This is a genomic window from Stenotrophomonas sp. PvP093 (assembly GCF_017876915.1).
Classification (GTDB): domain Bacteria; phylum Pseudomonadota; class Gammaproteobacteria; order Xanthomonadales; family Xanthomonadaceae; genus Stenotrophomonas; species Stenotrophomonas muris.
Genome location: NZ_JAGIOX010000004.1, coordinates 1,593,237 through 1,614,668 on the forward strand (window position 1 = coordinate 1,593,237; position 21,432 = coordinate 1,614,668).

Genomic DNA, 21,432 nt, shown 5'->3' on the forward strand with positions numbered 1-21,432 from the left:
GTCAGTCTCCCCAGCGCAATGCGGCTTCGAAGCCGATATGGCGCTCGCGATGGCCGTCGTAGACCGGTCGTGACCACCGCACGCCATACTCGAACACGCGGCCAGGGCCCAGCTGCCACTCGTGCATGTAGGACACCGACGGCACCAACGCGCTGCCGAAGCCGTCCTGCCAGTAGTCGCCCAGCGAGACGGTCAGCCGGTGCCGGAAGTGGCGCTCGTAGTGCCGCCACAGCTGCTGGTCGATGCGCAGGCCGATCTCGACCATGCGGTCGCGCTTCGGGTTGAAGTAAGGCGCATCATCGCGGCTGCCGCGACTGGTGTAGGCACTGGCCAGGCCATCGACCAGCCAGCGTGGGCGGGTCAGCAGGCGCTGTTGGACGCTGGTGCCGAACAGCTCGCGGTGGTTGCCGTCGTCATAGCGGAAGCGGCTCGCGCCGAACGTCCAGTGGGTGAGCTCGCTGCGCCGGTAGTCCACCTGTGCGCTCACGCTGTCGGCGGTGATGCCGGCCGCGCGCGCCTGCATCGAGGCCTCCGGGTCATTGCGTGCGACCACCACGCCGGCGTGCCAGGAATCGTTGAACTGCCAGCCGACGCCGACGCGCAGGCCGGTGTCGCCGATGTGATCGTTGGCGCGCAGGACCGCCGCTTCCGCATCCAGCTGCCCGAAGCGGTAACGCACGCCCGCACCCAGCCACAGGGGATCGATGCGCTGGTCCTGGAAGTCGGTCACGCGACGGTCGGCGAGGGCGAACAACCGCCAGCGGTCATCAAGGATCGGCGTCTCCACGTCCACGCCGTAGTGGCGGTCGTTGTTGCCCAGGGGCGAAGTACCAGCGCCCCCGGAGCTGCGGCCGATGTCGGTCCATGCCTTCAGCTGCCAGCCGCGATGCGCGCGCCAGGCCTGGTCCATGCGCTCGACTGCCGGCTGGGTGGGGTAGCGTGCGACCAGGTCATCGTGCAGCGGCCGCGCCAGGTCGTCGCGCTGCAGGGCGACATAGGCCTCTTCCATGCCCAGCCGCGGTTCGATGTCCCGCGGATCGAGCGCGTGTGCCATCTGCTGGCGCTGCAGCGCCCGGCGTGGCCAGCCGCGCATCATGTAGACGCTGCCCAGCGCACTCTGCAGCCCGCCGTTGCCGGGTGCGATCTCGACCATCGACTCCAGGTCGTGCTGCGCGGTGTGCAGGTTGCCGCTGTAGGCGCGCACCATCGCCAGGTTGAGATCGGCCTCGTAGCGCGACCAGTTCGCGTACGGCGACTTGCCGTTGCTCCAGCGCCACGCCGGCTCCTTGTCGCGCCATGCCTGCAGCAGGTCGATGGCCTTTTCCTGCTGCTCGCTTTCCAGGTAGGCGTAAGCCAGTTCCGAATGCGAGGCGTCGCGCGTCGGGTCGCCAGCGACGGCCGCCTGCAGCACCGGGATGGCTTCTTCCGGGTGCAGGGTGCCCATCAACGAATCGCCCACTGCGGGCAGCACGTAGTCGGGCAGGGTGTGGCCTTCGGCCTGCAGTGCCCGCGCTTCCTCGCGGACCTGTGCATGGCGGCCCAGCCGGTTGAGCAGGATCAGCCGGTCCATGCGGATCCGCAGTGGTGCCTGCGAGGGCGGGGTGCCTTCGCCGCCGAGGTAGCGCTGCATGCGGGCCAGGGTCGATTCGGCTTCTTCCAGGCGGCTGTCCTCGCTGCTGCTGTAGGCCAGGCTCCAGACCACCAGCTTGGCCAGGTAGTCGCCTTCCAGGCGCTGTTTCTGCGCAGCGTCGAACAGTTGCGGGCGCTGCTGGTACAGCTCCCACGCACGCCAGGCGTTGCCAATGTCGCCCAGCGTCAATACGCGCAGCTTGAACAGCAGGTCGTCGTTGGGTTGCTGCTGGCTGGCGCGCTCGATCGCGCCCAGGGCGTCCAGCCAACGCGCCTGGTCTCGATAGCGGCCGATCTCGGCCAACGCTGCTTCGCGGTCCGGCGGGGCAGCGCCGCTGGCCCAGGCCAGGGCGGTGCAGGCAAGGCCGACGCAGAGCGCCAGCCGGCGGTGGACAACCATTGGGGACCCCCTTGGCTTCCGAACCAGACAACCTGAAAAATGTGACGCACATCACATGCCAGCTTTTGGCGTGGCCGTGGCCCGCGTCACTCCCTTCGTGCATTCCCGCCCAGCGAAGACGGATACAACCCGGACAGCGACCTGCGATGTCTTGTCTGAAACGAAAGTCCCCCGCACACCGAGTGGTGGCCCGGGCGGCGCTGCCGCCCCCATGCCCGATGCCGGCACGCGGCAAGGATGGGCATTCGTGGGCACTATCCGCCCGGAATTGTCAGCCCGGCGTCAAAATGCGCAGACGGGCTGACGAATGGTAGGTGGGCCCGGTTGCGGGCCCGACGTGGCTTACCAGAGATCTTCCAGCTTGCGCGGCTTGCAGGCCACCCACGAGGCGCACAGCATCAGGGCGGCGCAGCCGAACAGGAAGCTGAACGGGAGGGTCCAGCCGTCGCTGACCGTGTGCAGCCAGCCGACCAGGAACGGGCCCAGGCAGCTGAAGCTGTAGCCCACGCCCTGCATGAAGCCGGACAGCGCCGCCGAGCCGGTCGGGGTGCGGGTGCGCAGGTTGATCAGGGTCAGTGCCAGCGGGAAGGTGGATGGGCCGACGCCGAGCAGGCAGGCCCACAGCAGGGGGGCCTTCATCGGTGCCAGCAGCAGGCCGGTGAAGGCGATCACGAACGAGAAAAAGCCGATCAGCACCAGCGGGAACGGGTTCTGCATGCGCACCGCCATCGACGGAATGACCAGCGATGGCAGCAGGCCCAGCGCCGAGAACACGGCGACCATCACGCCACCGAACGCGGGCGTGCCACCGGCCTCGACCACGATGCGCGGCAGCCAGGTGAACATCGAGTAGGTCATCAGCGAGGTCATGCCGAACATCAGCGTCATGCTCCAGCCCAGTGACGTGCGCCAGACCTTGCCATGCGGCTGCGCGGTCGGATCGGACGCGTCGGACTGCGGCTTCGGCGCGCACGTGGCCAGCACCAGCCACGGCAGTGCGGCAGCCAGCGCCAGCAGCGCCCACATGCCCAGCGACACGCGCCAGCCTGCGGCGTTGGCCACCGGCACCGCCAGCAGTGCCGGCAGCATCGTGCCCAGTTGCAGCACGCTGATGTAGAGCGTGCTCATGGTGCCGACCTTGTTGGCGAAATAGCGCTTCACCAGCGGCGGCACCACCACGTTGCCGATGCCCATGCCGGCCAGTGCCACCACCGAACCCAACAGCAGCGTGCCGACGTTGCCGGCGCTGGAACGCAGCAGCAGGCCGGCCATCGCCATCACCATCGCCAGCAGCGTGGTGCGCTCCAGCCCGAGGCGCCGCGCCAGTGCCGGCGTGGCCACGCCGAACAGTGCGAACGACGCGGTCGGCAGCATGCCCAGCACGCCGGTCATGGTGGTACCGAAACCGAACTGCTGGCCGAGCACGTCCAGCAGCGGGGTGATCGAGGTGACCGCGGTGCGCAGGTTGATCGCTGCCAGCAGGATCGCGACGAATGCGAGGACGCGGCCGTGCAGCAGCGACGGCGAATCGGAAGGGGAGGAACTCATCGGTGGTCCTTGCAGGTGTCGCACGCCGGGGCAATGGCATGCAGCGCCGGCATCGGTCTACGCCGAAGCGGCAGGTGGGGGAGGGGCTGCTGGCGGGCCGGCAGCGCGGCCATTGTACGTGCGGGCTCCGGCAAGGTCCCGTCATGCGGGCGGCCAGGTGCCTGATACAAAAAAACCCGGAGGACAGTGATGTCTTCCAGGCTTCTTGGTGACCACCGAAGTGGTCGGGGAGACAGGATTCGAACCTGCGACCTCTACGTCCCGAACGTAGCGCTCTACCAGACTGAGCTACACCCCGAAGGGAGCCGCCTATTCTAGCGATTCACCCCGATGGCGGCAAGGGGTGAATGCTGTTTTCTTCACACTGCCGAAGCAGTGCCACTTCAGGGAACAAAAAAGCCTGGACGACTTCACCAGGCTTCAATGCGACCACCGAAGTGGTCGGGGAGACAGGATTCGAACCTGCGACCTCTACGTCCCGAACGTAGCGCTCTACCAGACTGAGCTACACCCCGAAGGAGCCGCCTAAGATACCGTGTGAAGGCCAAGGCGGCAAGGTTTTTTTACAGCTCAGCGACGATTTTCTTTCTCGATGCGGTTCTGCTCGCGGGCTTCGAACCACATGCCGTTGAGGATGGCCACCGTCGAGGCGAGGCCGGCACCGAGAATCCAGGCGAAATACCACATGATCAGTCTCCTTCATTCCGGGTAGGTGCCGACCGTTGGTCGGCACACGTGCAAGCAATCAATACGCGTTCGGGTTGTTGCCCATCTCTTCGGTGGTGGTCTTGCCCTTCAGCACGCGGTACACCCAGGTGGTGTAGGCGAGGATGATCGGCAGGAACACCGCCGTGGCCAGCAGCATGATCCACAGGGTCAGGTGGCTGGACGAGGCATCCCACACGGTCAGGCTGGAGGTGGGCTGGCTCGAGGACGGCAGCAGGAACGGGAAGATGGCGAAGCCGACGGTCAGGATGATGCCGGCGATGGCCGCACCGGAGGCGATGAAGGCCAGGCCGCCGCGGCGGGCACGCAGCAGCACCGCACTGGCCAGCAGGCCGGCCAGGCCGAGCAGCGGGGCCAGGATCGTGGCCGGCATCGTGCTGTAGTTGCGCATCCAGCCACCGGCGGCGCCGAGTTCGGCGGTCTTCAGCAGCGGATTGGTGGCGCCGTCGGTGACCACCTGCGAGGTGATCTGGTAACCCGGCAGGCCGAAGGCCACCCAGGCGCCGCCGACCGCAAAGAGCACGAAAGCGATGATCGCGGCGATGCTGCCGAAGCGGGCCGCACGCTCGGCCACCGGGCCGTCGGTCTTCAGCACCAGCATGGCGGCACCGTGGGCGACCAGCATCGACACGCTGAGCAGGCCAGCCAGCAGTGCGAAGGGCATTAGCAGGCCGAAGAACGAGCCGGTGTAGAAGATGCGCATGCTGTCATCGAAGTGGAACGGCACGCCCAGCACCACGTTGCCCACCGCCACGCCCATGATCAGCGCCGGTATGAAGCCACCGATGAACAGCGCCCAGTCCCAGGTGTTGCGCCAGCGCTCGCTGGGCATCTTGCTGCGGAACTTGAAGCCGACCGGACGCAGGATCAGGGCGAACAGGATCACGAACATCGCCAGGTAGAACCCGGAGAAGCTGACCGCGTAGAGCGGCGGCCAGGCGGCGAAGATCGCGCCGCCGCCCAGGATCAGCCACACCTGGTTGCCTTCCCAGACCGGACCAATGGTATTGATCACCAGCCGGCGCTCAGCGTCGTTGCGGGCGACGAAGGGCAGCAGGGTGCCCACGCCCAGGTCGAAACCATCCATCACGGCGAAACCGATCAGCAGGATGCCGAGCAGCAGCCACCAGATCACGCGCAGCGTGGTGTAGTCCAGAAGAATGAAATCCATCTTGGTTCTCCTGCCTCAGGCCTGGCCGGCGGCCGGCGCCGAGGCATTGTGGGAAGCATGCGGCTGGGGCGACTGCAGCGACGGCAGCACCTCGTCCGGACCCTTGCGGATCGCCTTGAGCATCAGCTTGATCTCGACCACGATCAGCGCGGTGTAGATGGCAGTGAAGCCGGCCAGGGTCAGCACGATTTCATGCAGGGCCAGGCCCGACGCCGCATAGAAGGTCGGCAGCACGCCATCGACCGCCCACGGCTGGCGACCATACTCGGCCACGAACCAGCCGCACTCGATCGCGATCCACGGCGCCGGCAGCGTCCACAGGGCCAGCTTGAGGAACCAGCGCTTGTCCTGGAAGTTGTTGCGGCACGAGTAGTAGAAGGCCAGCGCGAAGAAGGCGATGAGGTAGAAGCCCAGGCCGGCCATCACGCGGAAGGTCCAGAACAACGGCATCACGCGCGGCACCGTGTCCATCGCCGCCTGCGAGATCTCCTGCGGGGTGGCGTTGAGGATGTCATCGCGATAGCGCTTGAGCAGCAGGCCGTGGCCCAGGTCCTGCCAGTGGCGGTCGAACATCTCGCGCGCTTCAACGTCGTTCTTGTTGGCGCGCAGGCGTTCCAATGCACCGTAGGCCAGCTGGCCGCCACGCACGCGGTGTTCGGCGCGCTCGACCAGTTCCAGGATGCCGGGAATCGGCTGGTTCAACGAGCGGGTGGCGATCAGGCCCATCAGGTAGGGGATCTTCACCGCGTAGTCGTTCTGGTGAGTCTCCTGGTTGGGGATGCCGAAGGCGGTGAAGTCGGCCGGCGCACGCTCGGTCTCCCACATCGCCTCGATCGCGGCCAGCTTCATCTTCTGGTGTTCGCTGGCGGCGTAACCGCTCTCGTCACCCAGCACGACCACCGACAGCGATGACAGCAGGCCGAACGCCGCGGCCACCGCAAACGAACGACGGGCCAGGTCCTTGTGCTTGTTGCGCAGCAGGAACAGGGCGCTGATCGCCATCACGAACACCGCACCGGTCACGTAGCCGGCGCTGACGGTGTGCACGAACTTGGCCTGCGCCACTGGGTTGAACACCACCGCCATGAAGTCGACCACTTCCATGCGCATGGTTTCCGGGTTGAACACCGCACCGGTCGGGTTCTGCATCCAGCCATTGGCTACCAGGATCCAGATCGCCGACAGGTTGGTCCCCAGCGCCATCAGCCAGGTCACCATCAGGTGCTTGACCTTGCTCAGGCGGTTCCAGCCGAAGAAGAACAGGCCGACGAAGGTCGCTTCCAGGAAGAACGCCATCAGGCCTTCGATCGCCAGTGGCGCACCGAAGATGTCACCCACGTAGTGGCTGTAGTAGGACCAGTTCATGCCGAACTGGAATTCCATGACGATGCCGGTGGCAACGCCCATGGCGAAGTTGATGCCGAACAGGACGCCCCAGAACAGGGTCATCCTGCGCCAGATCTCCTTGCCGGTCATCACGTACACGCTCTCCATGATGGCCACCATGAAGGACAGGCCGAGGGTGAGCGGTACGAATAGGAAGTGGTACATCGCGGTCAGCGCGAATTGCAGCCGCGACAGTTCTACGACTGTCTGATCAATCATGGCCTGGCTACCTCGTTGGATAGTGCCGTTGCAGGTGGCGGGAAGGGTGGTCTACGACGTGAATGATGTGACCGACTACTTCAAACAGCCTTGATCCAGATCAATGTATGAACAGGTGCCCCGATTGATCGTATGCCAACCTGATGAAGACTGCGACCGCCGGCCGCAGGGGCGGGCTATTGCCTGCGCCTACAATGCCGTGTCTCCCCCGCTGCCCGTGAAGACCTCTTGAGCGCTGCCGAAACGACCCCTGACGGCCTGTCCCCGGAAGCTGAAACCGCCCGCCAGCGGCGTGTGCGCACGGCCTGGCTGGCCGACCTGGCACGCTCCGCCCGGGGCCGCCAGCGCTTGGCCGCGCTGTGCATCAGCCTGTCCGGCGCGCTGTTGATCGGCCAGGCTGCCGCCATCGCCTGGCTGGTGCAGCAGGTGCTGGTGGAGCGCGTGCCGCTGGCCTCTGGCCTGCCGGTGCTGGCGGGATTGGCGGTGATCCTGGTGCTGCGCACCCTGCTGGGCAGCGCCACCCAGGCCGCCGCCGGTGACGTGGCCGACGCCGCCCGGCTGGCACTGCGCGAACGCGTGTTCGCGCGCCTGCTGGGCCAGGGCCCGCTCTGGCTGCGGCAGCGCCGCACCGGTGAACTGGGCGAACTGATGCTGCATCACGGTGATGCGATCGAGAGCTATTACAGCGGCTTCCTGCCGGTGCGCACCGAAGTGGTGGTGGTGCCGCTGCTGATCCTGGCCGCTGTCGCCTGGGTGGACTGGGTGGTGGCGCTGATCCTGCTGTTCACCGCGCCGCTGGTGCCGTTCTTCATGATGCTGGTGGGCTGGGGCGCTGAAGCCGCCGGGCGCGCGCAGCTGGGCGAACTGGCGCGCATGAGCGGCCATTTCGCCGACCGCATCAAGGGCCTGGGCCTGCTGCGCCTGTATGGCCGCGGCGAAGCCGAACTGGCCGGCATCGAGGCCGCCGCCGAAGGCGTGCGCGTGCGCACCCTGAAGGTGCTGCGCATCGCCTTCCTGTCGTCCACCGTGCTGGAATTCTTCGCCTCGGTGAGCGTGGCGATGGTGGCGCTGTACCTGGGCCTGAGCTATCTGGGCATGATGTCGCTGCATGCAGCGGTGCCGACGCTGGGTGCGGGCCTGTTCTGCCTGCTGCTGGCGCCGGAGTTCTATGCGCCGCTGCGACGGCTGGCTGCGCACTACCACGATCGCGCCAATGCACTGGCCGCCGCCGCCGAAGTGGAACGCCTGCTGCAGTCGCTGCCGGACGAGCAGGGCCTGATCGAGAACGAGGTTGCGCCGCTGGCGGTGGAGCCGGCCGAGGCCGCCTTGCCGCCACTGCAGGCGCAAGGGCTGGTACTGCGCCCGTTGGGGGCGCCGCAGGATGTGCTGCGGGATCTGGACCTGCTGCTGGAGCCGGGCCAGCGCCTGGCCCTGGTCGGTCCCAGCGGGTCCGGCAAAAGCACGCTGCTGGAGGCGCTGGCCGGTTGGTTGCCGCCGCGTGCCGGCAAGCTGCAGCTGCGCCCCGGCGTGCAGGTGGCCTATGCCAGCCAGCGACCGTACCTGTTCCATGGCAGCATCGCCGACAATCTGCGCCTGGCCGATCCCGCAGCCAGCGATGCGCGGTTGCGCGCGGTGGCCGAGGCTTCGCAGGTCCTGCAGTTTGCCCAGCGCCTGCCGCAGGGGCTGGACACGGTGATCGGCGAACGCGGCTTCGGCCTGTCCGGTGGTGAAGCCCGCCGCATTGGCCTGGCCCGCCTGCTGCTGCGTGACCCGCAGGTGCTGCTGCTGGACGAACCCACCGCGTTCCTCGATGCCGATACCGAGGCGGCGCTGCTGCGCAGCCTGGCCGCGTATGCGCGCGGGCGCAGCGTAGTGGTCGCCACCCACAGCCCGGCGGTGATCGCCTGGGCCGATCGTTGCCTGCTGTTGCCGGAAGGCCGCCTGGTCGAGCCGGCACAGGCGGTGCGCGCATGAGCCGTTCGCCTGATTCGCTGCGCGCGATATTCCTGCGGCACCGGCCGCGCCTGTTGCTGACCCTGCTGCTGCTGTGGACCACGATGCTGGCCGGCACGGCGCTGCTGGGCCTGTCCGGTGGTTTCCTCACGGCGGCCGCGCTGGCCGGTGCGGCCGGCCTCGGCCAGGGCTTCAACTTCTTCTCACCCTCGGCCGGCATCCGTGGCCTGACCATGGCGCGCATCGTGTCGCGCTACTTCGAAAAGCTGGTCGGCCACGATGCCACCCTGCGCATCGCCCGTGATCTGCGCGTGTGGTTCTTCCGCCGCGCGCTGCCACTGGCACCTGCACGGCTGGGGGCTACGCGCACCGGCGAGCTGCTGGCGCGCCTGCTGGGGGACATCGGTGAGGTGGATGGCCTGCTGGTGCGTGCGATCGGGCCGCTGGTGGCGCTGGGTGCGCTGTCGCTGGTGGCGGTTGCCTCGGCAGCGCTGATCCTGCCCTCGGCGGCGGTACTGCTGGCGGTGCTGGCGCTGCTGATCGCCTTCGGCGTGCCGTGGCTGGGCGTGCGTGGCCATGACGACGAAGAGGCCGATCGTGCCGCGCACCGCGCGGCGTTGCGCACCGCTGCATTCGAAGGGCTGGAGGGGGCCGGTGACCTGGCTGCGCTGCATGCCGATGCGGCTTGGCAGCTGAAGCTACGCGTGGCCGCCAAGCAGCTGGCCTCGCGTGATCGTCGTCGGCGTTGGCGCCTGATCGCGGCCTCGACCCTGCACGGCCTGGTGGCGGGGCTGGGCCTGGTGGCGATGCTGGCGTTGGCCCTGCACGCCGCCGAACAGCAGCACATCGCGCCGGAAATGGCCGCGGGCCTCGTCTTCCTGACCGTGGCGCTGATCGAACTTTGGGCCGGCATGGGCCTGGCCTGGCAGTCGCTGCAGTCCGGGCGCATCGCTGCCGACCGCCTGCAGGCCATCGTCGAACAACCGCCGACGGTGGAGGATCCGCAGACGCCGCAGCCGGTACCCCAGGCGGCGCGCGTGCATTGGGATGACGTGCACTTCCAGTGGCCAGGTGCCGCGCGGCCGGTGTTGTCCGGCCTGCAGCTGACCCTGGCGCCGGGAGAACGCATCGCGATCCGTGGCGACAGCGGCAGCGGCAAGACCACGCTGTCCAGCCTGCTGCTGCGGTTGTGGGATCCGCAACAGGGGCGAATCACCTATGGCGGACGCGACCTGCGCGACGTCGCCCAGGCCGAGTGGCACCGCCAGCTGGCCTGGCTTCCGCAGAACGCACCGGTGTTTGCCGGTACCGTGGCCGAGAACCTGCGGCTGGGGGATCCCGACGCCCGTGATGCCGCGTTGTGGGCGGTCCTGCGTCGCGTGCGCCTGGGGGACTGGGCCGAGTGCAACGGTGGCCTGCAGGCCTGGGTGGGCGAGAACGGCGCGACGATGTCGGCCGGCCAGGCGCGGCGGTTGGCACTGGCGCGCGCGCTGCTGCGCAATGCGCCGATCCTGCTGCTGGACGAACCCACCGAAGGCCTGGACGTGGATACCGCACGTGCGCTGTTGCAGGACCTTTCCGGGTTGCTGGACGGGCGCAGCCTGCTGATGATCACCCACGACGACCTGCCCGAAGGCGTGGTCGATGCGCAGTACCGGTTGCGCGATGGGGTGTTGGAGCGCGAAGTGCTTCGGTAGATGCCGACCTTGGTCGGCACATCCACGCATGGCGTGGATCTACTGTAGAGCCGAGCCCATGCTCGGCTCCGGAAGCAAGCCAGCCGAGCATGGGCTCGGCTCTACAGGCCGGTCAATGGGAGAACTCGCGCAGCATCACCGCGATCGAGGCCACGTTGGCCAGCACGCACAGCCAGAACACCCACTGGAATGCGGCTTTGCGATGCTTGTGGCGGAACCGCGCCTGGCCCAGCAGCGCGCCGGGCCAGCCTCCGGCGAAGGCCAGCAGCTGCAGGGTGCGCTCGGGAATGCGCCATCGCTTTCGCTGCGCCGCGCGCTTGTCATGGCCATAGAGGCCGAACGACACCGCACTGGCCAGCAGGCACCAGCCACCCAGCCACAACGGCAGCACACCGCTGATCATCAAGGCGGTCAGCGCGCCGAAGGCGGCCAGCGCGAGGTTACGCCGCCACGCCACTTACAGCGCGTCGAGGAAGCCGCGCACGGCCGGGCCGAAACGCTCGAAATCGACGAGGAAGGCATCATGGCCCTGTGGCGATTCCAGGCCGATGAAGCGCGCATCGGCACCGCCGGCACGCAGGCCGTCGGCGACCTGTTGCTGCTGCTGCACCGGGAACAGGATGTCGGTGTTGGCGCCGATGGCCAGTGCCTTCTCCACCCGGATCTTCGCCAGCCCGGCCAGCACGTCGCCGTCGGCGTACTCGGCCAGGTCGAACCAGTCCATCGAGCGGCTCAGGTACAGATAGCAGTTGGGATCGAAGAAACGCACGAAGCGCCGTGCGTGGCCTTCCAGATAGCTTTCCACCTGGAATTCCAGGCCGAACGGATCGTCGTCGGCCTGGTCCGAATCCAGCCGCACGCGGCCGAAGCGGCCATCCCATTCCAGTGCCGAGCGGTAGGTGATCACGCCCAGCTTGCGCGCCATGCGCATGCCGGACTCGGGGTACTCGGCATCGTCGTAGTGGCCGCCATTCCAGCGCGGGTCGAGACGGATCGCCTCGCGCTGCAGCGAGCGGATCGCGATCGAGAACGGCAGCGCCTGCGCACTGCCGGAAATGTTGACGTGGCTGCGCGCGATGCCCGGGTGCAGCATCAGCACGGCCAGCGCGGTCATCCCGCCCATGGAATTGCCGACCACGCAAGCCAGCTGCGCGATGCCCAGCGCACGCACGACTTCGATCGCGGCGCGAGCGCCGTCTTCGATCGACAGCTCGGGGAAGTCCAGGCGGTAGGGCTCACCGCTGGCCGGGTTGATCGAGGCGGGGCCGGTCGATCCCTTGCAGCTGCCCAGCGAATTCACGCAGACCACGAACCAGCGGCGGGTATCGATGGGTTTGCCGGGGCCAACCATCGCTTCCCACCAGCCCGGCGCAGGATTGGCCTCGTTGGCCGCCGCATGCGCATCCGGCGACAGGCCGGTCACGATCAGGATCGCATTGCCGGCGTCAGCGGCCAGCGTTCCCCAGGTCTCGTAGGCCACCCGTGCGCCGTGCAGGGCGCCACCGCGCTTGAACGGGAACGGCGAGGGCAGGGCGTGGAAGCGGGTGCCGGGCGGGATGAATTCGGTCATGCAGTCATTCTAGCGGGGCTGCATGTGGAGCTGGCGACACGCTGGTTTCCATGGATGGATGGACGCGGACCGGACCGTCGCATCCACGCATGGCGTGGATCTACTGTAGAGCCGAGCCCATGCTCGGCTGCGGTTGAGTTGCCGGCGCCGGGCAGCCGAGCATCGGCTCGGCTCTACAGGTCAAGGGAAGCGCAGCTCCACAACACCGTCGTGGGGCAGGCTTACCTTCACCGGAACGCTCTGCAGGTCGTCCTCGCTGCGGTTGGCGCTGCCGCTGCGCGAGATGCGTGCCACCACTTCCACTTCGCGATGGGCCGACAGCGGTGCGGTCGGCATCGGGCTGTCACCGTCGCCCAGCCCGACCGTGTCCGGGAATCCGCTCAGCGGCAGCTTGCGAGCGGCCACCGGCATCGGCGGGCCGCCGACGGCACGGGCCAGCACGAACACCTGGGTGCTGGCTGGCCACTCGGCGTTCTTCAGTGCCGGCAGCTGCACGCGCACCTGCAGCAGCGCCGGTGGCGCCGCAGCGCCAGCATCGGGCGCCTGGCCAGCGGCCTCGCGCGCGAGGGCGATCTGTGCCTGCAGCGCCTGCGCGGCACCCGGCTCCAGTCGTGGCAGCAGGCCGCTCCACACATCCGCGGCCTCGGCGTTCCTTCCGCGCTGGCGCAGGGCGATGCCAAGCAGCCAGCTGGCGCGCTCGGCATCTGGAGCCTGTGCGCGCGCCTGCTGCAACCAGGCCATTGCGGTGTCATCGAACTGCTTGCCGGCATCAGCCTGCGCGCGCGCCTGCGCGGCTTCCACCAGCACGCCCGGATCTTCCGGTGCCAATGCGGCGGCCCTCGCGAAGGCATCCGCCGCGGCTGCGGCGTTGCCCAGTTCGGCCTGCGAACGGCCGAGCAATGCCCAGCCGTCGGCACGCTGCGGGTCGCGCTCCAGTGCGTCCTGCAGTGCCTGCACGCCATCGCGCAGGGTGGCTGCCGACGGGGTCGGTTGTACCTGTGCCCCCCTTGGGTCACCGACCAGCAGATACAGGCAGGCACCGGCCACGCCCAGCGCGAGCACGCCGACCACGAAACCGCGCCGACCGCGCTGGCGCAGTGGCCACAGCACCAGCGCTGCCATCAGCGCGGCGACCAGCCCGGCCAGCATCGGCAGCCAATGGTTCACCATTCGTCTCCTTCATCGGCCTTGCCGGCCGGCGCCGCGCCGACGGTGCGTCCACGTCGGCGGACGATGCCCAGCACTACCAGTGCACCGGCGCCGAGCACCAGCAGGGGGCCACCCCACAGCAGCCAGGTGCCCGGCTGCAACGGTGGTTGATAGAGCACGAACTCACCGTAGCGCGCGACCAGGAACTGCTTGATCTGTGCGTCGTCGTGCCCCTGCTGCATCAGCTGCAGCACCTCGCGGCGCAGGTCCTGGGCGATCTGCGCGTTCGAATCGGCCAGCGACTGGTTCTGGCACTGCACGCAGCGCAGCTGCGCGGCCAGGTCATGGAAGCGGCGTTCCTCGGCGTCATCGCGGAACTGCAGCGGCTGCGGATCGTGCAGCGGCTGCTGGGCCAGCGCGGCCAGCGGCAGCATCAGGAGCAGCAACGCCAGCAGCCAGCGCATGGGCTCAGGGCGCCGTATGCAGGGTGTTGCCGGCACTGCCCTGGGCCTTCTCGATCTTCTGCAGCGCCGGGATCAGCTTCTCGTCGACCACGCGCTGGGTCATCGCACCGCTGTACTTCCAGCGCACGATGCCGCTGCCATCGACCAGGAAGGTTTCCGGTGCGGCGGTCACGCCCCAGTCGATCGCGGTGCGGCCCTCGACATCGCTGAGCACGACCATGAACGGGTTGCCCAGCTGTTCCAGCCAGTGCAGCGCGTCGGTCGGGTCGTCCTTCCAGTTGTAGCCGATCACGCGCACACGCTTGCTTTCCGCGAAGCGGGTCAGCACCGGGTGTTCTTCGCGGCAGGCCGCGCACCAGCTGCCCCACACGTTCAGCAGGTAGGGCGCGCCGCGCAGGTCGTCGCTGTGCACGATCATTTCCGGGTCGTGCAGCACCGGCAGCGCGAATGCCGGCGCCGGTTTGTCGATCAGTGCCGACGGCAGTACGTCGCGCTGCGGATCGCCTGATTTCATCACCCCGTAGATCATCAGCCCGAGCAGGCCGAAGAAGAACAGCACGCCGATCACGATGGCTACCGGCGGCAGCGGGCGGGAGGGACGCGGGGTGGGGGACTCGGACATGGGAACTCCTACGGACGACGGAAACGGCGATCGGCGGCGGTGATGAATCCGCCCAGGGCCATCAACAGCGCGCCCAGCCAGATCCAGCGCACGTACGGTTTGATGTGCACCCGGACCGCCCATGCATTGTTGCCCAGCGGCTCGCCCAATGCCACGTAGACATCACCATTGAAGCGTGCATCGATGCCGGCCTCGGTCATCACCTGGCCGCCGCTGGCGTACTGGCGCTTCTCCGGGTGCAGCAGGGCCAGCTCGCGGCCGTCGCGGAACACGCGCAGGTGGCCGCGGTCGGCGATGAAGTTCGGGCCTTCGCGATGGTCCACGCCTTCGAAGCGCACTTCGTGGCGACCGACCACCAGCTGCTGGCCTGGTGCCAGCGCCACTTCGCGCTGCACGTTCAGCGCCTCCACCAGCAGCGCGCCGGCCAGGAACACGGCAATGCCGGCGTGGGCGACGATCATGCCGAGCATTTCGGCGGTGAAGCGGCCATTGCCGCGCAGGCGCTGCCAGACGAAGCGTGCGGTGCCGAGCGCGACCCAGGCCGCAGCGGCCACGCCGATGCCGGCCTTCCACCCGTTCTGCGGCGCCTGCCACCAGGCCAGCGCGCCCAGCAGCAGCGCCAGGCCCAGCCACGGTGCCAGCAGCGCGAAGGCGCGCGAGGGCTGGTCACGCTGCCATTTCACCAGCGGGCCAAACGGCAGCAACAGGATCATCGGCGCCATCAGCAGCAGGAACAGGCTGCCGAAGTAGGGCGGGCCGACCGAGATCTTGCCCAGCGACAGCGCATCGGCCAGCAGCGGGTACAGCGTGCCGAGCAGCACCATCGCGCAGGCGGTGGCCAGCAGCAGGTTGTTGGCCAGCAGCAGGGTCTCGCGCGAGGTGGCGGTGAAGCCACGGCGTGGGTCCTCGGCGTCCACGCTCAGCTGGCTGGCACGCAGCGCGTACAGCAGCAGGCTGCCACCGACCAGCACCGACAGGAACACCAGGATGAACAAGCCGCGCGAGGGATCGGCGGCGAACGAATGCACGCTGGTCAGCACGCCGGAGCGCACCAGGAACGTGCCCAGCAGCGACAGCGCGAAGGCGGCGATCGCCAGCAGCAGGGTCCAGCTGCCGAAGGTGCCGCGCTTTTCAGTGACGGCCTGCGAATGGATCAATGCCGCACCGACCAGCCACGGCATGAAGCTGGCGTTCTCCACCGGGTCCCAGAACCACCAGCCGCCCCAGCCCAGCTCGTAATAGGCCCACCAGCTGCCCAGCGCGATGCCCAGGGTCAAAAAGCCCCAGGCGACGTTGGTCCATGGCCGCGTCCAGCGCAGCCAGCGTGCGTCGACGCGGCCTTCCAGCAGTGCGGCAACCGCGAAGGCGAACGGCACCGCGAAGCCGACATAGCCCAGGTACAGCATGGGCGGATGGATGATCAGCCCCGGGTCCTGCAGCAGCGGATTGAGGTCGCGGCCTTCCAGCGGTGCCGGGTTCAGGCGCAGGAACGGGTTGGAGGTGAAGATCAGGAAGGCGAGGAAGCCGACGCTGACCACGCCCATCACCGCCAGCACGCGCGCCTGCACCGGTGCCGGCAAGTGCCGCGAGAACAGCGCCACCGCGCCGGTCCACAGCGCCAGCACCAGCGCCCACATCAGCAGCGAGCCCTCGTGCGCGCCCCAGACCGCCGAATAGCGGTAGACCATCGGCAGCAGCGTATTGGAGTTCTCGGCCACGTAGCGCACCGAGAAGTCCTGCTGCACGAACGCGGCGGTCAGTACCGCGAACGCGCCGGCGACCAGCAGCAGCTGCGCGAACGCGGCAGGTCGTGCCACCGCCATCCACGCCGTATTGTTGCGCTGCGCACCGACCAGCGGCAGGCCGGCCTGCAGCAGCGAGGCCAGCAACGCGCACAGCAGCAGGATCTGACCCAGTTCGGGCAGCACTCAGCGCACCTCGGGTGCCGTCATCGGCACGTCGTGCTTGCGATGGGCGTCGCCCATCTTGTCGGCCACTTCCTTCGGCACGTACTTCTCATCGTGCTTGGCCAGCACCTCGTCGGCGACGAAGGTGCCGTCCTGCAGGCGGCCGCTGGCGACCACCGCCGTGCCTTCGGCGAACATGTCCGGCAGGATCCGCGACGTGGTCACCGCCAGCTGCGCGTCGCCGTCGGTCACCTCGAAGCGCGCCTCCAGCGAGCCGACCGGTCGGTTGAAGGAACCTTTCACCACCATGCCACCGAGGCGGAAGCGCGACTGTGCATCGACATCGCCGCGCAGCACTTCCGACGGCGTGTACAGGTAGGCGATGTTGCGCTCCAGTGCCATCGCCACCAGTGCGGTGGCCAGGCCGGAGGCGAGCAGGGCCAGCAGCACCCACACCAGGCGGCGGCGCTGTACCGGGGTCATCGTTCCAGCTCCGTCGACAACGGCGCCGCTGCGTCCTGCCTGCCGGCGCGGGTCTGCTGGCGCTGCTGGCGGGCCAGTGCCAGCCGGCGCGCCACGCGCAGGCGCAGCCACGAACCGATGGCATCGGCGCCGAGCACCAGCACGAACACCGCGTAGGCACCGATCACATAGGGCAGGTGGGTCATGGCTGGGCCTCCCGGGCCGGGCGTCCGGCATCGACGCGGCCGCCGACCCAGGCCTTGCCGGCCTCGCGGTCGAGATTGTCGGCGCGGGCCTTGGCCAGCACCGAACCGGCGAACCAGAACTTGGTGCCGATCACCATCCACCACAGCGGCGCGATCATCGCGCTGCTGATCGCCGATTCACCGAATACGTTGATCGACTGGCGCTGGTGCAGGCCGCCCCACCAGTCCACCGAGTAGCGGATCACCGGCAGCAGGCTGACACCGACAATGGCCAGCAGGCCAGCGGCGCGCGCGGCGCTGCGGCGGTCCTCGATGGCGTGGTACAGGCCGATCACGCCCAGGTACAGGAACAGCAGTACCAGTTCGCTGGTCATGCGCGGGTCCCAGTCCCACCAGGTGCCCCAGGTGCCCTTGCCCCAGATGCTGCCGGTCAACAGGGTGATCAGGGTGAAGCCGGCGCCCATCGGCGCGCAGGCCATGGCCAGGATCTCGCAGACCTTGATCCGCCAGACCAGTGCGATGGCCGCATACAGCGCCATCAGCGCGAAGACGAACAGGCTCATCCAGGCACTGGGTACGTGGATGTAGAGGATGCGGAAGCTATCCAGCTGCTTGGCTTCCGGTGGCACCACCAGCAGCGCCTGCCACATGCCGACCAGCAGCACCGGCACCGCCGCGAGATAGAACACCCGCGACCAGCGGGCAGCGAAACGGTCGAACGTGGGGGGCGAACCGAGTTGGTGGAACCAGCGGACAATCGGATTCATGCGTGGCGGCTATCCAGCAGGGGTGGATTGGCTCTCAGCTCGGTCAACTCAGAGAAATACGTATTGCAGCGGCAGTGGCCAGCGGCGCCAGCACCAGCGCGACCAGCAGGCCGGCGCCCAGCATCAGCAGCGCACCGACCGGATCCTGTCCGCGTCCGGCTGCCGCCAGGCTGCCTGCGCCGAATACCAGCACCGGCACGTACAGCGGCAACGACAGCAGCGCCACGAGAATACCAGAGCGTCGGATGCCAACGGTCAGTGCAGCGACCACGCCACCGATCAGGCTCAGCAACGGCGTGCCCAGCAGCAACGATGCCAGCAACATCGGCAGCTGGTCATGCGGCAGATGCAGCATTTCGGCCAGCAGCGGGCTGACCACGATCAGCGGCAGCGCAGTGGTGGCCCAATGCAGCAGCACGCGCACCAGCACCAGCCAGGCCAGCGGCACCGGCGCCAGCAGCCATTGTTCCAGCGAGCCATCCTCGGCGTCGGAACGGAACAGCGAATCCAGCGACAGCTGTCCGGCCAGCAGCACGGCCAGCCACAGCACTGCACCGGCGGTGGCGGCCAACAGCTGTGGTTCGCGGCCCTGGGCCAGGGCGAACAGCACTACTACCAGCACCGCGAACAGCAGCGGCTGCAGCGCGTCGCCGCGGCGGCGCCAGAGCAGGCGCAGGTCGCGCTTGAGCAGGGCGCCCGCGGTCTGCCACAGGCCCGGTTCGGTACCCGGCGCGATCATGCGGCACCGCCGAGGTCGAGCTGGCGGGTACGCACCGGCGGTGCGGCATAGGCGCCATGGGTGGTGACCAGCGCAGCGCCGCCGGCGCGCAGGTGCGCCGAGATCATCCGGTTGACCAGGGTGATGCCCTCCAGGTCGAGGTTGGCATAGGGTTCGTCCAGCAGCCACAACGGCGCCGGCGACAGCCAGATGCGCGCCAGTGCCAGCCGCCGCTTCTGTCCGGCCGACAGATGCCGTACCAGGGTGTCCTCATAACCGGCCAGGCCGACGATGGCCAGCGCGTTGCCGGGCATCTGCCGCGCACGCCGTCCGTGCAGGCCGCACAGGAAATGCAGGTTTTCCAGCGTGCCGAGGTCCGGTTTCAGCGCTGGCAGGTGGCTGAGGTAGGCGACATAGCGCGCGCGCTCGGCATTGCTGGCCGGCTTGCCGTCGATCCGCACCTGGCCGGCACCGGGCCGGGCCAGGCCGGCCAGCACGCGCAGCAGGGTGGTCTTGCCGGCGCCATTGCCGCCCTGCACCAGCAGGGCTTCGCCGGCGTCCACATGGAAGTCCAGCGGGCCGAACACCGGCTCGTCATTGCGGGAGAAGCTCAGGCCGCTGGCAGCCAGCAATGCAGGGGTGTTCAAGGGGCAGGGGTCTTCATGCCGGAGTGCGGCGGCAATTGTAGCGGTGAATTCACAGGGTAGTGCCGGCCGCTGGCCGGCAGATGCGACCAAGCGTCGCAGAGTGGCCGAGGTTGCCGGCCGGCGGCCGGCACTACCGAGGCAGGGATTGCGTAAACTCAGGGGCTGTCTCCCCATATCCCCAGGCCGATGCAACCCACCACCAAGCTGCCCAAGGTCGGTACCACGATCTTCACCGTGATGTCCCAGCTCGCCGCCGAACACGGCGCGGTCAACCTGGGCCAGGGTTTCCCGGACTTTTCGGCGCCGCAGCGCCTGATCGACGAGACCGCCAGGGCGATGGCCGCCGGGCTGAACCAGTACCCGCCGATGACCGGCGTGGCGCCGCTGCGCCAGGCCATCGCACAGAAGGTGCTGGACTGCTACGGCGCGCAGGTCGATGCGGACAGCGAGATCACCGTCACCAGCGGTGGCACCGAGGCCATCTTCAACGCCATCCACGCCGTGGTGCGTGCCGGCGAGGAAGTGATCGTGCTGGACCCGGCGTATGACTGCTACGAACCGGCGATCGACCTGGCCGGAGCCAGGGCCGTACATGTGTCGCTCGATCCGCAGACGTTCGCGGTCGATTGGGACCGCGTGCGCGCAGCGATCACCCCGCGCACCCGCATGCTGATCGTCAACACCCCGCACAATCCGTCCGGTGCGATGCTGTCGGCGCAGGACATGCAGGCGCTGGCCGAACTGCTGCGCGGCACGCAGATCTACCTGATCTCCGATGAGGTGTACGAACACATCATCTACGACGGCCGCCGCCATGAATCGGCGCTGCGCTACCCGGAACTGCGCGAGCGCGCGTTCGTCATCTCCAGCTTCGGCAAGACCTACCACTGCACCGGCTGGAAGATCGGCTATGCGATCGCCCCGCCGGCGCTGACCGCCGAGTTCCGCAAGGTGCACCAGTACAACACCTTCACCAGCTTCGGCCCGGCGCAGCATGGCTTCGCCGCGATGATCCGCGACGAACCCGAACACCACCTGGAACTGGGCGCGTTCTACCAGGCCAAGCGCGACCGCTTCCGCGAGCAGCTGGCCGGCACCCGCCTGAAAGCGCTGCCGGTCCCGGGTGGCTACTTCCAGCTGGTCGACTATTCGGCGATCAGCGACCTGCCGGACCATGAGTTCGTGAAGTGGCTGACCATCGAGAAGGGCGTCACCGCCATTCCGCTGTCGCCGTTCTATGAGACTCCGCCGGTCGGCCAGCGCCTGGTGCGCCTGTGCTTTGCCAAGAACGAAGCGACCATGGACGCGGCGATCGAACGCCTGCGCCTGCTGTGAGCGGAGACACGGACATGCAGGACCTGCGCATTTCCCTCGTCCAGGGCGACACCCGCTGGCATGACCCGGCCGGCAACCGCGCCTACTACGGTGCGTTGCTGGCACCGCTGGCCGGCAGTACCGACCTGGTGATCCTGCCGGAGACCTTCACCAGTGGCTTCTCCAACGACGCCATCGCCCAGGCCGAAGGCATGGACGGGCCGACCGTGGCCTGGGTGCGCGAACAGGCCAGGGTCTTGAACGCGGCAGTGATCGGCAGCGTGCAGCTGCGCGAGGGCAACGGCGTCTACAACCGCCTGCTGTTCGCAACGCCAGAGGGCAGCCTGCAGTACTACGACAAGCGCCACCTGTTCCGCTACGGCGGCGAGCACGAGCGCTATGCCGCCGGCCGTGAGCGCCTGAGCGTGGAATGGAAGGGCTGGCGGATCAATCCGCAGGTCTGCTACGACCTGCGTTTCCCGGTGTTCTGCCGCAACCGCTACAACGTCGAACGCCCGCAGCAGCTGGATTTCGACCTGCAGATCTTCGTCGCCAACTGGCCGTCGGCGCGCGCCTATGCATGGAAGACCCTGCTGCGTGCGCGGGCGATCGAGAACCTGTGCTTCGTGGCGGCGGTGAACCGCGTCGGCGTGGACGGCAACCAGCTGCACTACGCCGGCGACAGCGCGGTGATCGACTTCCTCGGCCAGCCGCAGGCGGAGATCCGCGAACGCGAACAGGTGGTGACCACCACCATTTCGGCCGAAGCACTGGCTGCACATCGCGCGCGTTTCCCTGCGATGCTCGATGCTGATGCCTTCCACCTGGACGAGCAGGCCTGAAACAGCACGACGGCGGCTGAATGCCTGCCACGCAG

At 68.2% G+C, this 21,432-nt stretch carries 20 protein-coding genes and 2 tRNA genes; 4 read left to right on the forward strand and 18 right to left on the reverse strand.

The window, feature by feature from the left end:
• Position 1: 1 nt before the first annotated feature.
• From pgaA to J3A72_RS09910, 7 genes are all read right to left on the reverse strand, one after another.
• Entirely contained in the window at positions 2-2,029 is a 2,028-nt protein-coding gene (gene pgaA / locus J3A72_RS09880; RefSeq protein WP_075076328.1) for a poly-beta-1,6 N-acetyl-D-glucosamine export porin PgaA, read from the reverse strand.
• Between the two features lie 342 nt (positions 2,030-2,371).
• Entirely contained in the window at positions 2,372-3,577 is a 1,206-nt protein-coding gene (locus J3A72_RS09885) for an MFS transporter (protein ID WP_075076329.1), read from the reverse strand.
• A gap of 221 nt (positions 3,578-3,798) precedes the next feature.
• Positions 3,799-3,875, reverse strand: a tRNA-Pro gene (locus tag J3A72_RS09890).
• 140 nt (positions 3,876-4,015) lie between these two features.
• A tRNA-Pro gene (locus tag J3A72_RS09895) sits at positions 4,016-4,092 on the reverse strand.
• Between the two features lie 55 nt (positions 4,093-4,147).
• Entirely contained in the window at positions 4,148-4,264 is a 117-nt protein-coding gene (cydX, locus tag J3A72_RS09900; protein ID WP_005410354.1) for a cytochrome bd-I oxidase subunit CydX, read from the reverse strand.
• Positions 4,265-4,322: 58 nt separating this feature from the next.
• Positions 4,323-5,474 carry a cytochrome d ubiquinol oxidase subunit II gene (gene cydB / locus J3A72_RS09905; RefSeq protein ID WP_014647773.1) on the reverse strand — a complete coding sequence of 384 codons (1,152 nt, stop codon included), beginning with the start codon at positions 5,472-5,474 and terminating at the stop codon, positions 4,323-4,325.
• Positions 5,475-5,489: 15 nt separating this feature from the next.
• A complete protein-coding gene (locus tag J3A72_RS09910; RefSeq protein ID WP_005410352.1) occupies positions 5,490-7,079 on the reverse strand; it encodes a cytochrome ubiquinol oxidase subunit I in 1,590 nt (529 codons plus the stop codon).
• A gap of 228 nt (positions 7,080-7,307) precedes the next feature.
• Here J3A72_RS09910 and cydD point away from each other — a divergent pair, with 228 nt between their 5' ends.
• Complete coding sequence (gene cydD / locus J3A72_RS09915; RefSeq protein WP_014647772.1) at positions 7,308-9,053, forward strand: thiol reductant ABC exporter subunit CydD; 1,746 nt, start codon at positions 7,308-7,310, stop codon at positions 9,051-9,053.
• On the forward strand, positions 9,050-10,729 hold the full coding sequence (gene cydC, locus J3A72_RS09920) for a thiol reductant ABC exporter subunit CydC (RefSeq protein ID WP_075076330.1): 1,680 nt from the start codon (positions 9,050-9,052) through the stop codon (positions 10,727-10,729). The genes cydD and cydC overlap by 4 nt, the downstream gene beginning before the upstream one ends.
• Positions 10,730-10,841: 112 nt before the next feature.
• Here cydC and J3A72_RS09925 read toward each other — a convergent pair whose 3' ends face one another.
• The 11 genes from J3A72_RS09925 to ccmA form a co-directional block, all read right to left on the reverse strand.
• Positions 10,842-11,186 (reverse strand): DUF1294 domain-containing protein, encoded by a 345-nt coding sequence (locus J3A72_RS09925; RefSeq protein ID WP_075076331.1) that lies wholly within the window; start codon positions 11,184-11,186, stop codon positions 10,842-10,844.
• Positions 11,187-12,299, reverse strand: a complete 1,113-nt coding sequence (locus J3A72_RS09930; protein ID WP_046431707.1) for a homoserine O-acetyltransferase — start codon at positions 12,297-12,299, stop codon at positions 11,187-11,189.
• Positions 12,300-12,479: 180 nt separating this feature from the next.
• Positions 12,480-13,469, reverse strand: a complete 990-nt coding sequence (locus J3A72_RS09935) for a cytochrome C biogenesis protein (protein WP_075076332.1) — start codon at positions 13,467-13,469, stop codon at positions 12,480-12,482.
• Complete coding sequence (locus J3A72_RS09940) at positions 13,463-13,912, reverse strand: cytochrome c-type biogenesis protein (protein WP_005417657.1); 450 nt, start codon at positions 13,910-13,912, stop codon at positions 13,463-13,465. The genes J3A72_RS09935 and J3A72_RS09940 overlap by 7 nt, the downstream gene beginning before the upstream one ends.
• A 4-nt stretch (positions 13,913-13,916) precedes the next feature.
• Positions 13,917-14,534, reverse strand: a complete 618-nt coding sequence (locus tag J3A72_RS09945) for a DsbE family thiol:disulfide interchange protein (protein ID WP_014647766.1) — start codon at positions 14,532-14,534, stop codon at positions 13,917-13,919.
• An 8-nt stretch (positions 14,535-14,542) separates the two neighbouring features.
• Positions 14,543-16,462: a heme lyase CcmF/NrfE family subunit gene (locus J3A72_RS09950; protein WP_075076333.1), complete on the reverse strand. Its 1,920-nt coding sequence runs from the start codon at positions 16,460-16,462 to the stop codon at positions 14,543-14,545.
• Positions 16,463-16,924, reverse strand: a complete 462-nt coding sequence (gene ccmE / locus J3A72_RS09955) for a cytochrome c maturation protein CcmE (protein WP_075076334.1) — start codon at positions 16,922-16,924, stop codon at positions 16,463-16,465.
• Positions 16,921-17,109, reverse strand: coding sequence for a heme exporter protein CcmD (gene ccmD / locus J3A72_RS09960; RefSeq protein ID WP_005410342.1), 189 nt, complete (start codon positions 17,107-17,109; stop codon positions 16,921-16,923). Before ccmD ends, ccmE begins: the two co-directional genes overlap by 4 nt.
• Positions 17,106-17,876: a heme ABC transporter permease CcmC gene (ccmC, locus tag J3A72_RS09965; RefSeq protein WP_032960090.1), complete on the reverse strand. Its 771-nt coding sequence runs from the start codon at positions 17,874-17,876 to the stop codon at positions 17,106-17,108. The genes ccmD and ccmC overlap by 4 nt, the downstream gene beginning before the upstream one ends.
• A gap of 43 nt (positions 17,877-17,919) precedes the next feature.
• Complete coding sequence (gene ccmB / locus J3A72_RS09970) at positions 17,920-18,615, reverse strand: heme exporter protein CcmB (protein ID WP_006456616.1); 696 nt, start codon at positions 18,613-18,615, stop codon at positions 17,920-17,922.
• On the reverse strand, positions 18,612-19,241 hold the full coding sequence (gene ccmA / locus J3A72_RS09975; RefSeq protein ID WP_014037834.1) for a heme ABC exporter ATP-binding protein CcmA: 630 nt from the start codon (positions 19,239-19,241) through the stop codon (positions 18,612-18,614). Before ccmA ends, ccmB begins: the two co-directional genes overlap by 4 nt.
• Before the next feature lie 186 nt (positions 19,242-19,427).
• Between ccmA and J3A72_RS09980 the strand changes: the two genes are divergently transcribed.
• Complete coding sequence (locus J3A72_RS09980) at positions 19,428-20,576, forward strand: pyridoxal phosphate-dependent aminotransferase (protein WP_075076335.1); 1,149 nt, start codon at positions 19,428-19,430, stop codon at positions 20,574-20,576.
• A 14-nt stretch (positions 20,577-20,590) separates the two neighbouring features.
• Positions 20,591-21,397 (forward strand): amidohydrolase, encoded by an 807-nt coding sequence (locus J3A72_RS09985; protein ID WP_075076336.1) that lies wholly within the window; start codon positions 20,591-20,593, stop codon positions 21,395-21,397.
• Positions 21,398-21,432 lie beyond the last annotated feature (35 nt).

Bases quoted from the DNA above. Each gene is read 5' to 3' on its own strand.
- pgaA (WP_075076328.1), bottom strand. From the start codon at position 2,029: ATGGTTGTCCACCGCCGGCTGGCGCTCTGCGTCGGCCTTGCCTGCACC.
- J3A72_RS09885 (WP_075076329.1), bottom strand. From the start codon at position 3,577: ATGAGTTCCTCCCCTTCCGATTCGCCGTCGCTGCTGCACGGCCGCGTC.
- cydX (WP_005410354.1), bottom strand. From the start codon at position 4,264: ATGTGGTATTTCGCCTGGATTCTCGGTGCCGGCCTCGCCTCGACGGTG.
- cydB (WP_014647773.1), bottom strand. From the start codon at position 5,474: ATGGATTTCATTCTTCTGGACTACACCACGCTGCGCGTGATCTGGTGG.
- J3A72_RS09910 (WP_005410352.1), bottom strand. From the start codon at position 7,079: ATGATTGATCAGACAGTCGTAGAACTGTCGCGGCTGCAATTCGCGCTG.
- cydC (WP_075076330.1), top strand. From the start codon at position 9,050: ATGAGCCGTTCGCCTGATTCGCTGCGCGCGATATTCCTGCGGCACCGG.
- J3A72_RS09930 (WP_046431707.1), bottom strand. From the start codon at position 12,299: ATGACCGAATTCATCCCGCCCGGCACCCGCTTCCACGCCCTGCCCTCG.
- J3A72_RS09935 (WP_075076332.1), bottom strand. From the start codon at position 13,469: ATGGTGAACCATTGGCTGCCGATGCTGGCCGGGCTGGTCGCCGCGCTG.
- J3A72_RS09940 (WP_005417657.1), bottom strand. From the start codon at position 13,912: ATGCGCTGGCTGCTGGCGTTGCTGCTCCTGATGCTGCCGCTGGCCGCG.
- J3A72_RS09945 (WP_014647766.1), bottom strand. From the start codon at position 14,534: ATGTCCGAGTCCCCCACCCCGCGTCCCTCCCGCCCGCTGCCGCCGGTA.
- ccmE (WP_075076334.1), bottom strand. From the start codon at position 16,924: ATGACCCCGGTACAGCGCCGCCGCCTGGTGTGGGTGCTGCTGGCCCTG.
- ccmD (WP_005410342.1), bottom strand. From the start codon at position 17,109: ATGACCCACCTGCCCTATGTGATCGGTGCCTACGCGGTGTTCGTGCTG.
- ccmC (WP_032960090.1), bottom strand. From the start codon at position 17,876: ATGAATCCGATTGTCCGCTGGTTCCACCAACTCGGTTCGCCCCCCACG.
- ccmB (WP_006456616.1), bottom strand. From the start codon at position 18,615: ATGATCGCGCCGGGTACCGAACCGGGCCTGTGGCAGACCGCGGGCGCC.
- J3A72_RS09980 (WP_075076335.1), top strand. From the start codon at position 19,428: ATGCAACCCACCACCAAGCTGCCCAAGGTCGGTACCACGATCTTCACC.
- J3A72_RS09985 (WP_075076336.1), top strand. From the start codon at position 20,591: ATGCAGGACCTGCGCATTTCCCTCGTCCAGGGCGACACCCGCTGGCAT.